Annotated in this window: 16 protein-coding genes; 12 read left to right on the top strand and 4 right to left on the bottom strand. The window is 72.6% G+C overall.

The features are described from left to right. The first annotated feature begins 23 nt into the window (after positions 1–23). A complete protein-coding gene (locus ACIBO8_RS32835; protein WP_396119314.1) occupies positions 24–1,100 on the top strand; it encodes a D-alanine--D-alanine ligase family protein in 1,077 nt (358 codons plus the stop codon). Next, positions 1,097–2,233 (top strand): acyltransferase family protein, encoded by a 1,137-nt coding sequence (locus ACIBO8_RS32830; protein WP_396119313.1) that lies wholly within the window; start codon positions 1,097–1,099, stop codon positions 2,231–2,233. Before ACIBO8_RS32835 ends, ACIBO8_RS32830 begins: the two co-directional genes overlap by 4 nt. On the opposite strand, the gene ACIBO8_RS32825 is transcribed toward ACIBO8_RS32830, so the two are convergent. Beyond that, positions 2,226–3,545 (bottom strand): hypothetical protein, encoded by a 1,320-nt coding sequence (locus ACIBO8_RS32825; protein WP_396119312.1) that lies wholly within the window; start codon positions 3,543–3,545, stop codon positions 2,226–2,228. The genes ACIBO8_RS32830 and ACIBO8_RS32825 overlap by 8 nt on opposite strands. A gap of 258 nt (positions 3,546–3,803) precedes the next feature. Here ACIBO8_RS32825 and alr point away from each other — a divergent pair, with 258 nt between their 5' ends. Genes alr through ACIBO8_RS32810 form a run of 3 tightly spaced genes read left to right on the top strand, consistent with a single transcriptional unit; the run spans position 3,804 to position 6,915 of the window. After that, positions 3,804–4,913, top strand: a complete 1,110-nt coding sequence (alr, locus tag ACIBO8_RS32820; protein ID WP_396119311.1) for an alanine racemase — start codon at positions 3,804–3,806, stop codon at positions 4,911–4,913. Further along, complete coding sequence (locus ACIBO8_RS32815; RefSeq protein ID WP_396119310.1) at positions 4,910–5,881, top strand: hypothetical protein; 972 nt, start codon at positions 4,910–4,912, stop codon at positions 5,879–5,881. Before alr ends, ACIBO8_RS32815 begins: the two co-directional genes overlap by 4 nt. Continuing rightward, the gene (locus ACIBO8_RS32810) at positions 5,878–6,915 is read left to right on the top strand and encodes a CapA family protein (protein WP_396119309.1); all 1,038 of its coding nucleotides are present in this window, start codon (positions 5,878–5,880) and stop codon (positions 6,913–6,915) included. The genes ACIBO8_RS32815 and ACIBO8_RS32810 overlap by 4 nt, the downstream gene beginning before the upstream one ends. On the opposite strand, the gene ACIBO8_RS32805 is transcribed toward ACIBO8_RS32810, so the two are convergent. Next, a complete protein-coding gene (locus tag ACIBO8_RS32805; protein ID WP_396119308.1) occupies positions 6,899–7,942 on the bottom strand; it encodes a S66 peptidase family protein in 1,044 nt (347 codons plus the stop codon). The genes ACIBO8_RS32810 and ACIBO8_RS32805 overlap by 17 nt on opposite strands. Positions 7,943–7,954: 12 nt before the next feature. Beyond that, positions 7,955–8,266, bottom strand: coding sequence for a hypothetical protein (locus tag ACIBO8_RS32800; RefSeq protein WP_396119307.1), 312 nt, complete (start codon positions 8,264–8,266; stop codon positions 7,955–7,957). A gap of 31 nt (positions 8,267–8,297) precedes the next feature. Between ACIBO8_RS32800 and ACIBO8_RS32795 the strand changes: the two genes are divergently transcribed. From ACIBO8_RS32795 to ACIBO8_RS32785, 3 genes are all read left to right on the top strand, one after another. Next, positions 8,298–8,972 carry a DUF6668 family protein gene (locus ACIBO8_RS32795; RefSeq protein ID WP_396119306.1) on the top strand — a complete coding sequence of 225 codons (675 nt, stop codon included), beginning with the start codon at positions 8,298–8,300 and terminating at the stop codon, positions 8,970–8,972. 247 nt (positions 8,973–9,219) lie between these two features. Next, positions 9,220–9,804 (top strand): sigma-70 family RNA polymerase sigma factor, encoded by a 585-nt coding sequence (locus ACIBO8_RS32790; RefSeq protein WP_396119305.1) that lies wholly within the window; start codon positions 9,220–9,222, stop codon positions 9,802–9,804. Further along, positions 9,801–11,495: a S8 family serine peptidase gene (locus tag ACIBO8_RS32785; protein ID WP_396119303.1), complete on the top strand. Its 1,695-nt coding sequence runs from the start codon at positions 9,801–9,803 to the stop codon at positions 11,493–11,495. Before ACIBO8_RS32790 ends, ACIBO8_RS32785 begins: the two co-directional genes overlap by 4 nt. 47 nt (positions 11,496–11,542) lie before the next feature. Here the strand turns inward: ACIBO8_RS32785 and ACIBO8_RS32780 are convergent, their stop codons facing one another. Continuing rightward, entirely contained in the window at positions 11,543–12,160 is a 618-nt protein-coding gene (locus ACIBO8_RS32780; protein ID WP_396119302.1) for a LuxR C-terminal-related transcriptional regulator, read from the bottom strand. Positions 12,161–12,326: 166 nt separating this feature from the next. Here ACIBO8_RS32780 and ACIBO8_RS32775 point away from each other — a divergent pair, with 166 nt between their 5' ends. The 4 genes from ACIBO8_RS32775 (at position 12,327) to ACIBO8_RS32760 (ending at position 14,807) form a co-directional block, all read left to right on the top strand. Further along, a complete protein-coding gene (locus ACIBO8_RS32775; RefSeq protein WP_396119301.1) occupies positions 12,327–13,124 on the top strand; it encodes a zf-HC2 domain-containing protein in 798 nt (265 codons plus the stop codon). 103 nt (positions 13,125–13,227) lie between these two features. Beyond that, entirely contained in the window at positions 13,228–13,554 is a 327-nt protein-coding gene (locus ACIBO8_RS32770) for a hypothetical protein (protein WP_396119300.1), read from the top strand. Positions 13,555–13,639: 85 nt separating this feature from the next. Then, positions 13,640–14,260, top strand: coding sequence for a LuxR C-terminal-related transcriptional regulator (locus ACIBO8_RS32765; RefSeq protein ID WP_396119298.1), 621 nt, complete (start codon positions 13,640–13,642; stop codon positions 14,258–14,260). Between the two features lie 58 nt (positions 14,261–14,318). Beyond that, positions 14,319–14,807: a hypothetical protein gene (locus ACIBO8_RS32760; protein ID WP_396119297.1), complete on the top strand. Its 489-nt coding sequence runs from the start codon at positions 14,319–14,321 to the stop codon at positions 14,805–14,807. Positions 14,808–14,882: the final 75 nt, after the last annotated feature.

Below are 14,882 nucleotides of genomic sequence, written 5' to 3'. Positions count from 1 at the left end.
TATCGAGCGTGGAGTGATGCGACGTGCCCCCAACGGTCCGAGTTGCGGTCCTCTTCGGTGGGCGGAGCACCGAACATGACGTCTCCTGCCGCTCGGCGGCAAGCGTCGTGCAGTGTCTGGACCGCGGCCGCTACGAGGTGGTTCCGGTCCGCATCACCGTCGAAGGCGAGTGGATCGTCGGCGCCGACCGCGCCACGGCGACCGTCGACGAGGCGGCGCTCCGGGCCATGACGCCCGAGCCGGACGGCTGGCGGCCGACCATCGTGGAGAGCCTCTTCCGGGCCCTGGAGGCGCTGCGCGACGTCGACGTCGTCATGCCGGTCCTGCACGGGCCGTACGGCGAGGACGGCACGGTGCAGAGCGTCCTCGAGCTCGCCGGCATCCCGTACGTCGGCAGCGGCGTCCTGGCCAGCGCCACCTCGATGGACAAGGAGTTCACCAAGAAGATCCTCGCCGCGGAGGGCATCGCGGTGGCCGACGGCGTGGTGCTGCGCGGCGCGAAGGACGAGGTCACCGCCGCCGAGCAGGAGCGCCTCCGGCTGCCCGCCTTCGTGAAGCCGGCCCGCGGCGGGTCGAGCATCGGCGTGTCCCGGGTCGGCGACTGGGCCGAACTGCCGACGGCCGTGGAGTCGGCCCGGCTGTGCGACACGAAGGTGCTGGTCGAGGCCGGTGTGCCGGGCCGCGAGATCGACGTCGGCGTGCTGGAGCTGCCCGACGGCCGGTTGGTCGCGAGCCCGCCGCTGGAGATCCGGGTCGCCGGCCACCACGGCTTCTTCGACTACGACGCCAAGTACCGCGAGGGCCTGACCGAGTTCGTCATCCCGGCCGACCTCGACCCCGACACCACCGAGTGGCTGGGCGCCGAGGCGATCCGGGTCTTCCGCACGCTGGGCTGCGCGGGCCTGCTACGCGTCGACTTCTTCGTCGACCCGGTACGTGGCCTGACCGTCAACGAGGTCAACACCATGCCGGGGCTCACCGCGATGTCGCAGTTCCCGCGGATGTGGCAGGCGGCCGGGACCCCGTACCCGGAGCTGCTCGACCTGCTGGTCACCACCGCCCTGGCCGGCACCCGACGGCCCGCGCCCGCGCTGCCGTGACCTGGGACGCGCCGACGCAGGTCATCCCGGCGGTGAAGCCGGTGGAACCGGCCAAGCCGCGGGCGGGCTGGGCGGACGTGGCCAAGGGCGTCTGCATCATCCTGGTCGTGCTGTGGCACGTGATCATGAAGCACTACCTGCAGATCACCTGGCATCTGCCCGCGCCGATCCCCGGCCTGTGGGGTGCGTTCGGCGATCAGCTGCTGCCGCTGCGGATGCCGGTCTTCTTCACCATCTCCGGGCTCTTCGCCGCCTCCGCGGTGCAGCGGTCCTGGAGGGTCACCGCGCGGAGCCGGATCGCCAGGTTCTATTACCTGTACGCCATCTGGTTCACGGTGCACACCGTGGTGCTGTCGATGGTGCCGCGCTTCGACACGCTGGCCGCGCGCAGCGCCCTGGACGTCCTCGAGCAGCTCACCATCACCCCGACCAACCTGTGGTACCTGGTGGCGCTGGCGGCCTACTTCGTCATCGCGAAGCTCACCCGGGAATTACCGGTCGCCGTCGTGCTCGGGCCGGCGCTGCTGCTCTCGGCGGTCGCCTCCGCGGGTCTCCTCGCCGCCCCGGGCAACCGCGGGCAGCTCTACCAGAACCTCTTCTTCTTCCTCGCCGGGCTCCGGCTCAAGCCGTGGGTCGAGCGCTGGGTACGTACGACCGACCGGCGCATGCTGCTCGCCGGCGGCGCGGCGTACCTGGTCGTCATGCTGGTGATCCGCCTGCTCGGTGCGAAGCAGTGGCTCGGGGTCTGGCCGGCGGTCTGCGGCCTCGCGGTGGTCGTGGGTATCGCCGCCGCGGTGGAGCTGGACCGCTGGACCAGGGTGAGCCGGCTCCTGGCGGATCTAGGCCGTAACACCCTGCCCATCTACGTGATGCACATGCCCCTGCTGGCGCTGCTGCACGCCGCGCTGCTCAAGCCGTTCTCGGGCGCGGGCACCCCGGTTCAGCTGGTGCTCGCCGTCCTCCTGCCCGTGGCGCTCACCGCCCTGCTCATCACGGTGTGCCTCACCCTGCGGCGCGGGATCGAGGCGGCCGGCGGGTCCTGGCTCTTCGACCTGCCGGCACGGCGGGAGCACGCGCGCCAGGAACCGGCCTGGGACGACCGGCCGACAATGGTGCTCCCGCTGCTCAGGTGAGTTCGATGCCGGTGGTCTCGCGCCGCCACAGCAGGCTGCACAGCACCTCGAGGCCGCGGTTCAGGTGCCGGCGGTACGTGCTGAACGGCAACCCGAGCCGCTCCGCCGCCGCCTCCTGGGTCGGTGCCCCGCCCAAGTAGGTGGCCACCAGCGCGCGATGCGGCTTGCCCTGCCGGGGATCCTCGCCGAGCGCGTCCACCGTGGACTTCAGCACGTCGCGGAGCGCGGCTACCGGCTCGGCGGATGTCTCGGAAGCGGCCACCATCCGGCTGTGCACCAGCGGATTCTCGGCGAGCAGGTCCGGACGCCGCCATGCCCGCAACGCGTCGCGGACCGCGACGTCGAACTCGGGGCGGGGCAGGGACTCGACCCGCGCGGTGGAGACGAGCGTGGTGCCCTCCTCCAGGCGGCTCAGCACGGCCTCGTGCCGCAGGGGATCGCGCCACTGCAGCTCCGTACGGACCGCGGTACGCACGAACGGGCGCACCCGGACGCCGTGAGGCCCGCATTCCGCGTACGGGAGGGTGCACAGCCAGCGGAACAGTTCGACGGCGTCGGCGTCGGCCACCGTGGCGCGGATCAGCTTCTCCGTGGTGGTCTCCGCGTACGCACAGATCTCCAGGGCGTGCCGGTGCGCCGCCGAGGGCACGTCACCGATCACCTGCCGGACCACGGCCTGGGCCACGGAGAGGCGTACCTCGTCGTCGTCCTTGTCGGCGCCGATCGCCTCGACCGCCAGGCGCAACGCCAGCGGGTTGCCGCCGGCCAGCTCGGTCAGGAACGGCTGGCGCCGGCGGGGGACCGCGTACCGGTCCAGCAGCATCTCCGCCTCGGACGGGGACAGGTCACCGACCTCCTGCACCCGCAGGACGTCGTTCCAGCCCGGGTCGGCGGTCCACTCGACGCCCGGCGGGGTCCGCGCGGCCAGCACCACGACCGTGCCCACAGGCAGGCTGGGCAGGAACTCCTCGCGCAGCCACGGCTCCACCGGCCGCCAGTGCTCGAACTCGTCGATGAGCAGCACCGGTCCGGCCGTGCCCGCGGGCATCGGTGGCACGGCGGCCAGCAGGGCCGGGATCATCCCGCCCGGCTCGAACCGGTCCACCCGCACGACCTGGCGGTTGGCGCGCTCCGCCTCGACGCCGTACCGGCGCAGCAGGGTGGTCTTGCCCGTGCCGCCGGCGCCGTACAGGTGGAGCACGGTGAAGACGCCGCCGCCGGCCAGCGCCGCGCGGAACGCCGCCATCTCGGCCGTACGGCCGACGAAGGCCCGGTTGCGCGCCGAGCGGAGGTACTCCTCCAGGCGCGTCACCGCGTTTTCCTGAATCATCGTTCGGCATTCGGTCTGCATCGTCGTACGATTCTTCCCGTTGCGTTGTTCGCTCGCCGTAAACCGCGTCCATGCTGGGGCGCTGGGTCGTCATGATGGCCCTTTCCGGCAACCGTGTGGCGGAGCGGAAACTGTCCGTGACGACGGCGGATTGACCAGAGAATGGTCTTCAGAATGAGCAGGGCCGTCGTCCACCATGCGCCGGATGTCGTATTCAATCGGGGCCGGACGGTGACGGCGATGGCGGAGGCCGTCGTCGATCTCGACGCGATCGGCCACAACACCAGAGTGCTCGCCGCCACCGCCGGTCCGGCCGGGATGATGGCCGTGGTCAAGGCCGACGGCTTCGGTCACGGTGCCGTCGAGGTCGCGCGTACGACGCTGCGCCACGGCGCCACCTGGCTCGGCGTGGCGACCGTCGCGGAGGCCCTCACCCTGCGCGCCGCGGGCATCACCGCACCGACGCTGCTCTGGCTCTATCCGCCGACGGAGACCTTCGAGGAGGTCCTGGCCGCCGGGATCGACGTGTCGGTCGGTGGGGTCGAGGCACTGGAGGCACTCGCCGACGCGGCCGACCGCACCGGCACGGTCGCGAACGTGCACCTCAAGGTCGACACCGGGATGTCGCGCGGCGGCGCGCCCGCCGAGGAGTGGGCGCAGCTGTTCGCCTGGGCGCGCAAGTTCGAGAATGCGGGGCTGCTGCGCGTACGGGCGTTGTGGTCGCACCTGGCGAACGCCGAGAACCCGCGGAACCCCCGTCTGCTCGCCCAACTGGACGAGTTCGGCGAGGCCCGCCAGGCGGCTGCCGCGGCCGGCCTCGAACCGCCGATCCTGCACGTCGCCAACTCGGCCGCGGCGCTCCAGCTGCCCCAGGCCCGGTTCGACATGCTGCGCGCGGGCATCGGTCTCTACGGCGTCGAGCCGGTGCCGGGCCGCGATTTCGGCCTGCGGCCGGCGCTGACCGTACGGGCACAGGTCCTGCTCACCAAGCGGGTCCCGGCGGGCACCGGCGTCTCGTACGGTCCCGACTTCATCACCGACCGGGAGACGACGCTGGCGCTCGTGCCGCTGGGCTTCGCCGACGGGGTGCCGCGGCACACCGCCGGCCGGGCGTCGCTCGCCATCCGGGGCGTACGCTGCCCGATCGCGGGCCGGGTGAGCATGGACCAGGTCGTCCTCGACGTCGGTGACCTGCCGGTCCGCGCCGGTGAGTGGGCCGTCATGGTCGGCCCCGGCGAGTCCGGCGAGCCCACCGTCGCGGAGTGGGCGGGATGGGCGGGGACCAACCCGCACGAGATCCTCACCGGGATCGGGGCCCGTGTGGTGCGCCGCTACGAGAGCATCCGGTGACCCGTACGCCGGACACCACCGACGTCCTCAGGACCGCCGCCGGCATCGGTCTGTGCGGCGCCGTCGTGCAGTACGTCGTCGCGCGCCACTACCTCCAGATCGAATGGGGGATCAGCCTGCCCGTACCGCTGGTGTGGTGGGCGGTGGCCGGGGCTGCGGGGGTGCTTGGTGCGCCGCTGTTGCTGGTCGGCCTCGGCCGGGGCACGGCGCGTCTCGTCGCGCTGCCGTGGGCCAGGCTGGTGTTCACCTGGGTTCTTCCCTGCCTGGCGGCTCACCTCGTCTGGCTCGCCGTCACGCTGGTCGTGCTGCGCCGCATCAACCCGGGTCTGCTCGGCGTTCCGGCCCGTGACTCGCGCGAGGTGCTGAGCATCGTGCTGCTGCCGCCTCCCGAGCTGTCCCTGCTGTACGTCCTCGCGCTCTTCCCGGTGCTCGCCAAGCTGGTGCAGCGGGTGCCCGCGGCCGCGGTGGTCGCCGTCCTCGCGGCCGCGACGCTGCTGACCGAGACCCTCACTCTCGCGGTGTTCCTCGCCGCCGGGCTGCGTCTCGCCGCCGATACCGACCGCCTCGTCGCCACGGCGTCCCGGCGGAACCTCGTGCTGCGCGGGGCGGTGGCCCTGGTCGGTGCGGCCGTGCTCGGCGTGGACCGCTTTCCGGCCGGGCTTGCCACGGTGGTCGCGGGGCTGGCGGCGCTGCCTTTCGGGCTCACGGTGGCGGCTCTCGCGCAGGGACGGCTCCTGGTGGCGCTGGGTGCTGCGGCCGTACCCGGGTATTTGCTGATGATTCCTTGTCTTGCGGTGGCCGACAAGATCTTGCTGGCCCGGCTCTCGGTGCAGGGCCCCGGGGTGCAGCTCGTGGTCGCGGCGGTCGAGCCGGCGGTGCTGGCCGCGGCCGTCGTTCTCGGGGGAATCGTCCTGGTGGCGCTCGGACGCCGGGTGCGGGCGCGGGTTCCGGCGGTGGCGGCGCGATGAGGGTACGGCTGGCGGCGCTCGCCTCGGCGGCCCTGCTGCTCACCGCGGCGGGCTGCGCGAGCGACCAAGCGCCAAGGGCTGCCGCGAGCTCGGCGCCCGAGGTGACCCTGACCTTCGCGGGCGACGTGAACTTCGAGGGGCGGGTGGACAAGCTGCTCGCCGATCCGGCCACCGCCTTCGGCCCGGCGGCGAAGGAGCTCGGGGACGGCGACCTGACGTTCGTCAACCTGGAGACGCCGGTCACCGGCCGGGGAAAGGCCGAGCCCAAACGGTACGTGTTCCGCGCGCGCGACGGCGCGGTCCCGGCTTTGAAGGCCGCGGGGGTCGACGCGGTGTCGCTCGCCAACAACCACAGCCTCGACTATGGACGGCAGGGCCTCGCCGACACCATGGCGACCGTGCGGCGCGGTGGCCTCGGCGCGATCGGCGCGGGCCGGGACGCGACCCAGGCCTACCAGCCGTGGCGGCGGACGGTACGCGGCGTGCGGATCGCCGTGCTCGCCTTCAGCCAGGTGGACGACCTCGCCCAGGAGTGGGCGGCGCAACCGGACCGGGCGGGGCTCGCCATGGCGTTCGACCGGGAGCGGGCCCTGGCCGCGGTGCGGGCCGCCCGCGCCGACAGCGACCTGGTGGTGGTGCTGCCGCACTGGGGGACCGAGGGCGACCGCTGCCCCGACCGGCTTCAGCGCGACTTCGCCGACGCCCTGATCAGTGCGGGTGCGGACGTCATCGTCGGCGCGCACGCGCACGTGTTGCAGGGCGCCGGGCGGTCCGGGGACGCGTACGTCGCCTACGGGCTCGGCAACTTCCTCTGGTACAGCTCGGGGTTGTTCCAGCCTTACAGCGCCCGGGCCGGGATCCTGCGGCTGACCGTCCGCGGTCGTACGGTCGTGGGCTCGGAGTTCGTGCCCACGGTCGTCTCCGGCACCGGGCAACCCACCGTGCTCACCGGGTGGCGAGCCGGTATCGCGCGGGACAACTTCACCGGGCTGCGGAAATGCGCGGGGCTCGACGCCGTCAGTAGTGCGCAGTGATCGTCCGTGCCGCGCCGTCGACGGTCATGCGGCCGCCGTACGGAAGGACCCACTGCGGATCGGTGTGCCCGAAGTCCACCCCGAAGACGATCATCGCCTCCGGGTGGTACGCGGCGAACGCCTTCAGCACCGCCTCGCGCTGGTCCTCCCGGTAGGCGTTGCGCTGATCGACCGGCCGCGGTTCGAACAGCGCGGTGGCCTTCGCGGTGCCGACCAGCACCGCGGGGAACTGCTCGAGCAGGCCCCGTTCGCCGAAGTCGCGCAGCATGTGGAACACCTCGGTGGCGGACGGCATGTCCTCGGAGGTCTCCAGCAGCAGGATGCAGCCGGCGTAGTCCTCGACCGGCCGTACCCATCGGTTCGCCGCCAGCGTCCAGTGCAGGATCTCCAGGTTGCCGCCCCACGTCGGCCCGCTGACCACCCGGTCCGCCCGGTGCCACACCCGCCCGGGGTGCGGGTACGACGGCACGGACCCGGTGAGCGCGCCCGGATCGGCCCAGCTCAGCTCCTCCTCGCGGAATTCGTCCACCGGACAGATCTCCACGTCGCCGCCGGCGAACAGGGCCGCCCGCAGGGACGAGGTGAGCTCGGGCCCGGCACCGGACGCCCGGCCGAGAAACACCATCGTGGACATCCCGTGGTACGCGCCGACGCCGTGATACCAGAGCCAGTTCAGCAGATTCGTGTTGTCGGAGTACCCGAAGAAGGGCTTGGGATCGGCCCGGAACACCGCCGGGTCGAGATGCCGCAACACGGTGATCTGGTCGTCCCCGCCGATCGTCGCGAAGACGGCCCGGATGCCCGGGTCGGCGTACGCCGCCATCAGGTCGGCGGCCCGCTCCGGGGGCGACGCGTGCCGCCGGGTGGTGGGGAACTCGACCGGCTCCAGCTCGAACTCCTCGCGAAGCCGCTGGACGCTGCGCTCGTGCACCGCGGGGAACTCCGCAGGGGCGGCGAAGGAGGGTGAGAGGACCGCGACGCGGTCACCGGCGGCGAGCTTCGGCGGGCGGATCGGTTCGGGACTCATCCCGGCATTGAATCAATACCGATACCGCCGCGTCCCCCGGATATCGGCCAGCTGCCGGCGCAGTCGGGCGTTCTCCCGCCGCAGCGAGGCCAGCTCACGGGCTCCTCGGCGCCGCCACCACGCCATGACCGCCTCGTGGCCCCGGCCGGCGTCGCGCGCCAGGCGATAGATGAGGCTCATCGTCTCCACGTCCTCTCCGCCGGGCGCCGCGATGAAATCCCGGGCGCCGTGAACCGGGACCGGCCGATGCCCGTTGTGGCTCTTCGACAACGGCTCGTCCGGGTCCTCGCCGTTCCTGACGGGCGCCGGCCCGGCGCGGTTCACGAGCCCGCCGACACCTGACGAGGAGATGCGGATGCCCGTCACACCCGATGCCGCCGTCGACGGTGAGCAGCCGGTTGCACCCGTGCCCGGCCGGCACTCGTACACGTACTTCGGGAAGAAGATCACGCCGGCGCACGCGCCGATCGGAGGTCCGGTGCCGGTCGTCGATCGACCACCGTCGTCCACTGTGGCGGCGCCCGAGGTTCCGGCGCCGCGATGGCAGCCGCATCAACCCGGGGCGGCGGCGCCCGCGCCGTCCGGCCGGCTCTCGGAGCACGGGATCGCCTGGGTGTCCGCGCACGGCGGGTGCGGCGCGACGACCCTCACCGCCGTGCTGGGCGGGGTGGATCTGGGTTGCCGCTGGCCGAACGCCGGGCGGCACGAGCCTTCGCGGGTGTTCCTGGTCGCGCGTACGCACGCACAGGGCCTGCGTGCCGCCTCCCGGGCGCTGAACGCCGTCCGGGAGGGCCGCCACCCGGCCGGCATGGAGCTGATGGGGCTCGTCCTCGTCGCCGACGCCCCGGGACGGTTGCCGCGGACGCTGGTGAGCCGGGTCAAGGTGCTGCGGTCCGCCGTACCGGTGCACCGGATTCCATGGATCGCGCCTTGGCGGATCGGCCGGCAGGCGGACCGCCTGCCCCGGCAGGTCGCCCGGCTCGAGCAGCGGGTACGGGCGCTGGACCCCGGCGGTTCCCGCTCACGGTGAGCCCGGGAACGAATACGCAGATGTGGGTGGCAGTTCGGGCGAGACGGTCCCGGGAGACGCGACACCCGTTCGGCGGCGGTGCAACCATCCGATTTGCCACCGGCTCCTCGCGCGGTGGCCGCAGACGAGTGGTGAGACGGAGAAGCGGATGCGGACGGAGAGAACGGGTGTGGCGGTCCTCATCGGACCGTTGCGCACGGCCGCCGGTGGACGCGCCTCCGAGAACCGACGCGGATCGGACGAGCCCATGCCGAGTACGCCTTCCCCGCCGCCCGGAAGTGGGACGGACGCGCCGCCGGCGGCGGCCACCGCCCGGCCCGGCACCCCTGACGCCGAGGCGCTCGAGCACCTCCAGCGGGTGCACCGGCCGGTGCTCCTGGCCTACATCACCCGCCTGACCAAGGGCGACGTGCACTGGGCGGAGGACATCCTGCAGGAGACCCTGGTCCGGGCCTGGAAGAACCCGGAGGCCCGCAACGCCGAGGGCCGGTGGAACCGGGCCTGGCTCTTCACCGTGGCCCGCCGGATCACCATCGACCACGTCCGCGCGATCCAGGTTCGCCCGGCCGAGTACTTCGACGAGCGGCTCGACGCGCACGCCGGAGCCGAGAACGACATCGACCGGATGCTCGAGGCCCAGGAGGTGCGGGCGGCGATCTCGTCGCTGCCCGAGCGGCTGCGCACCATCCTGGTCGAGATCTACTTCCAGGAACGCTCCGTGGCCGAGGCGGCCGAGATCCTGGACGTGCCGGCCGGCACGGTCAAATCCCGCACCTTCTATGCGCTGCGCGCCCTGCGCGAGGCCCTCACGGAACGGGGCTTCCGATTTTGAGCACGACGTTCTCGATCAGCCGGACCGCGGGCCGAATCGGTCTCGCCCTCGCCGTCGTGGCGGCAGCGCTGACAGCCGCGACCGGTCCCGTACGCGCCGCCGACGACGAATACGTGAAGTACTACACGGTGACCTCGGCGTACAACGGCAAGCCGGAGAACCTCACCGAGATCGCCACCCGGTTCCTGGGCAGCAGCTCCCGGTCGGCGGAGATCCTCACCGCCAACACCGACCGTAAGCAGCCGGACGGCGACGTCCTGACGGACCCGGACCGTCTGCACGCCGGATGGGTGCTGGTGATGCCGTGGGACGCGGTGGGTGCGGGCATCCAGTACGGCGTCCTGCCCGACCCTCTTGCGCCGGCGAGGACGACCAAGCCCAAGAAGGGCACGCCAAGCAGGCCGCCGTCGCTGCCGCCCGCGCAATCGATCCCGATGCCGGGCAGCCCGCCGAGCGCCCGGCCCGGCGTGACACCGGGCGCGCCTCCCTCCTGCCCGTCCTCGTCCACGTCCAGCACCAAGTCGGACTGGGCCCGGCTGCGGCTGGCGGCGGACAAGGCGTGGCCGCAGAGCAAGGGCAAGGGCGAGCTGGTCGCGATCGTCGACTCCGGCGTCAACGGCGGCCTGGCGCAGCTCAGCGGGCACGTGTCGATCGGCGTCGACGTCACCGACGACGCCGGCCGCGGCGACAGCGACTGCCTGGGCACGGGTACGGCCATGGCGGCCCTTCTCGTCGCCCGGCAGGTCAAGGGCGAGGGGCCGGTCGGGATCGCGCCCGACGTCACGATCCTGCCCGTACGCGTGGCCCGCGACAGGCTGCCCGTGCCACCGGAGGCGCAGGTCAAGGGCATCGCGACGGCCGTGGCGGCGGGCGCGACGGTGATCGCGCTGGGTTCGTCCGTGGACGCGACCGACGCCGGTGTCGCCAAGGCCGTCGCCGATGCGGTGGCGCGTGACGTCGTGGTCGTCATGGGTGCGCCGACCGAGGACAAGCCGGTGAACGCGGACGTCAAGGCGGCCGAGGGCACGGTCCGGGTCGCCGGCGTCGGCATCGACGACCAGTGGGCGGTGAACTACCGCAAAGGCACGGTGGACGTGGCCGCGCCCGGCGTCAACGTCACCAGCCTCGGCAGCAACGGCCCGGTCAACGGCAGCGGCACCCACTATGCCGTCGCCTTCGCGGCGGGCGAGGCGGCGCTGATCCGCGCCGCGTACCCGGATCTCACCGCGGCCCAGGTCACCCACCGGTTGAAGGCCACCGCGGACCGGATGGGCGACGACGGCTGGGGCTTTCTGAACCCGGCCTCGGCGGTGACGAAGGTTCTCGGCGAGGAATCGGCGGCGAGCGCACCCACCCTCCGGGAACCGGCACCGGCCGCCTCGCGGAGCAGCGGCGGAGGCGACGGCTCGACGCGGACGACCGTACTGATCGTGACCGTGGCCCTGATGCTGGCGGCCGCCGCCCTGCTCGGCCGCCGGATCCGGCAGCTGCTGCGCCAGGACGACGACGATGCGGGATACGAGAACGACATGGACCTGTACGACCCGCGGCTCCAGGCCCGCGAGCCGGCGATGGCGTCCCCGGCTCCGGCCTCCGGCCCCGCAGTGCCGGTCTCGTCCCCGTCGGTGAACGGCGGTCCCGCCACCGGCGGCGACCACTGGTCCGATCCCGGTGGCCACTGGACGGACTGACCGTGCCGGCCCCTCACCACCCGCCGCCTGAGCCGCCTGGTGCCGGCTCAGGCGGCCGGCGTGTCCGGCCGCCCCTGCGCCAGCAGACCGAAGCCGATCGCCACCCGGGTGAGCTCCGCCTTGTTGCGCGCGTCGAGCTTGGCCCGCAGGCGCTTGGCGTACGTGTTGACGGTCGCCTCGGACAGGCCCATGCGGGTCGCGATCTGCGAATGCGTGTAGCCGGAAGCGATCCAGCCCAACGTTTCCCGCTCCCGGGGCGCCAGATTCACGTCGGGCGGGAGCGGCGGTCCGGCGATCTGGTGGCACGCGTAGAAGCCGCCACGGGCCACGACGCCGAGGGCGGCGGCCAGCTCACGGGGATCGCCGGGGCGGGAGACACACCCGTGCGCTCCGGCGTGGACGGTCGCCAGCAGATCCGACGGCCGGTGCCAGGCGGCGGTCACGAGCGGACGGCCGTACGCGGCGGCGTGCGAGACGAGCCCGAGCGCCGCGCGGTCGACCCGGGGCAGCTCGACGATCACCACGTCGTACCCGCGGTGCGCGGCGCGGAGCTCCGGGACCGAGCCGGCGACGGTGACCACCCGGAGGCCGGGAGTGCCGGAGGCGGCCTGCTCCAGATGCCGGCGCGACATCGGCAGGTCCGCGACGACGGCGACCGAGTACAAGGGTCCTCCACGGCTGCATCGGCGGCAATCACCGGTACAACGGGGTGCGTACCGGTGCGGTTCACGGACCCGGCAGGATTGCCGAACCGCCCGGATGAACCGGGTGGCCTGCCCGGACGTTCATCGGTGGACATGACGAGCGGTGACGAACTGAGGGTTGATGTAGGTGGCTGACATCGCCGGTGACGAGCAGCACGTGACGGACCTGCTCGGGCTCTACTACATGGATGCGCTGGACCGGTCGCAGGGCGACGCGGTGGAGCGCCACCTTCAGTCCTGCCCGCGGTGCCGAAGCGCCGCCGACGAGACGATCGAGACCATCGCGGCTCTCGAGCTGCTGCCCGAGGACGACCGGCGCGAGCTGCTGGCGAACTTCGGGGCCCTGCACCGTACGGGGCCACCGCCGGCGCGCTTCGCCCGTTTTTTCGGCGAGCCCCGCGTCGATGAACCGGACAAGGGTTCGCCGCCGGGCCGGTCCGGGCCCACCGCGCCACCCGCACGCCGCACGTTCCGGATGCGCAACCGGCGTACCGCCGCGCTCCTGCGCAATGGCGTGCTGCTCGCCGTGGTGCTCGTCGTCGCCGGGCTGGCTGTCGGGGCGTTGCTGCGTACGCCCGCGGGCTCCTCGGCACCGAGCACGACGGTGGCCGCCACCGCCGCGGACGACCGGACCGGGGCGTCGCTCTCGGTCTCCGCCACGCAGCCGGAAGACGGCGTGGTCACGATCCGCGCCACCGTCAACGGGCTCAGGGCCGGGCGGGGATACCAGCTGCACGCCGTCACCACGGACGGCCGGACGGTGCCGGTGCTGACCTGGACCAGCGACGGCAAGGTGCAGGAGCTCAGCGGCGATGTCCAGGTGCCGCTCGCCGCGCTGTCGCTGTTCACGGTCGTGCTGGCCGGCGAGGGTCCGGTCGTGTCCGCGTACCTGACGCCGACAGCGGGGCAGCCCCGCGCGTCGTAGCGGGCACATCGGGCCCACGACCCTTCCGCGCCGCCGCTCGTTCTGGTCGACTCCCTGTCGAGACGTCCGCCGGCCGGCCCGGCGGAAAGCCGAGGGAGGGCCCATGAGCGGGGACATCCCTCACCTGCCCTTCGCGGGCGAGCTCTTCCTGAAGCTCGCCGCGGAGGGCCGCCTCGTCGTGGACCCGGGCCAGGCGAACGAGATCATCGCGCGGCTGGAATCCACGCTCGCCCAGATCCGGTCCCGCATGCGGATCATCCGCATCTGGCAGCAGCAGCCGATGCAACGGGTCGACGAGCTCCCCGAGGAACTCGCGCCGGATGTCATCGACGCCGTGTTCCTGGACCAGCTCGCGCCCGGCCAGCTCGAGCTCGCGGCCGTCGAGCTGCCCAAGTACATCCGGGCGCTGCACGAGGCGAGTGGCCGCTGAGCTGGGCATGAAGGTCGCATGAAGATTTTCTGAAGGCAGCTTCCGGAGACTGGCCACCGCCATCGAACGATCTCTGGAGGTTGCTGTGGACCAGGTTCGGGTCGCCCTGCACGCGACGGACCCGCTCAGCCACGCCGGGCTCGCCGGCCTTCTTCAGACCCGGCCGGAGCTCACGCTGCTGCGCGTCGCCGACCGCGCCGAGGCCAGAGTGCTCGTGGTCGCGGCCGAACGACTGAGCCCGGAGGTGGTCGCCGTGCTGCGCCGCGCGGCCGCCGATTCCGGGGCGCCGGTGGTGCTGGTGACCACCGAGATCAGCGAGGAGGAACTGCTGACCGCGGTCGAGTGCCGGGTCGTCGCGGTGCTGCCGAGGTCGGCGGTCACGGCCGAGCGCCTGACCAAGAGCGTGCTCGCGGCCGCAGCCGGCGGCGGGATCATGCCGGCCAACCTCGTGGGTGAGCTGCTCAAGCACATCGAACGGCTGCAGCGCGAGGTGCTCTCGCCGCAGGGCCTTGCCGCCGGCCTCACGCCGCGCGAGATCGACGTGCTCCGGCTGATGGCCGACGGGCTGGACACCAGCGAGATCGCCGGGGAGCTCTGCTACTCCGAGCGCACCGTGAAGAACGTGATCTACGGGCTGACGCACCGGCTCAACCTGCGCAACCGCTCGCACGCCGTCGCATTCGCCCTGCGCGCCGGAATGATCTGAACCCGGGTCGCCACCCGTCCGTTCGTCTGGAGACCTCACGACGGACAGGGTGGTGGAGATGAAGTCTCTGCAGTGGACAGCGGTGCGAGCGGCCGTACTCGTGACGGCGGTGACCGGTGTCGCCGCCTGCCAGAGCGACCCGCGCGTCGAGCCGGACGGGGCTACCAGCTCCTCGGCCGCACCGGCGGTCGAGTCGAGGCTGGCGAGCCGCGCGGCGATCATGTCGGTGAGCAAGGCCGACGCGTGCCGGCAGGCCAACGAGGCGTTCAACGACGTCCTCCAGGCCCTCATGGACGTCGCCAAGCCCGGCAAGGATCCGGCGTACTCGGAGAAGGAACTCGCGCCGATGCGCGTACGGGTCAAGAAGTCCACCGACCGCCTCACCCAGCTCGCCGTCGGGTCCTCCGACGAGCGCCTGCGATCGGCCATCCAGCGTCTGGCGGACGCCGGCGCCGCCTATCTGCCGGTGACACACCTGGCAACCGCTGAGAAGGAGGGCGCCGCCTTCACCGAGGCCGCCCAGAAGCTCGGCGAACTGTGCAAGTGACACCGGACAAAAGGGCAGGCGTGAACCGGGATCATCGGGCGCCCGTTGTCTGGCTGTCGATCTGGCAAGTCACCG

The sequence above is a fragment of the Actinoplanes sp. NPDC049681 genome (assembly GCF_044465265.1).
GTDB lineage: Bacteria > Actinomycetota > Actinomycetes > Mycobacteriales > Micromonosporaceae > Actinoplanes.
This window is presented reverse-complemented; position numbering and strand designations above follow the sequence as displayed.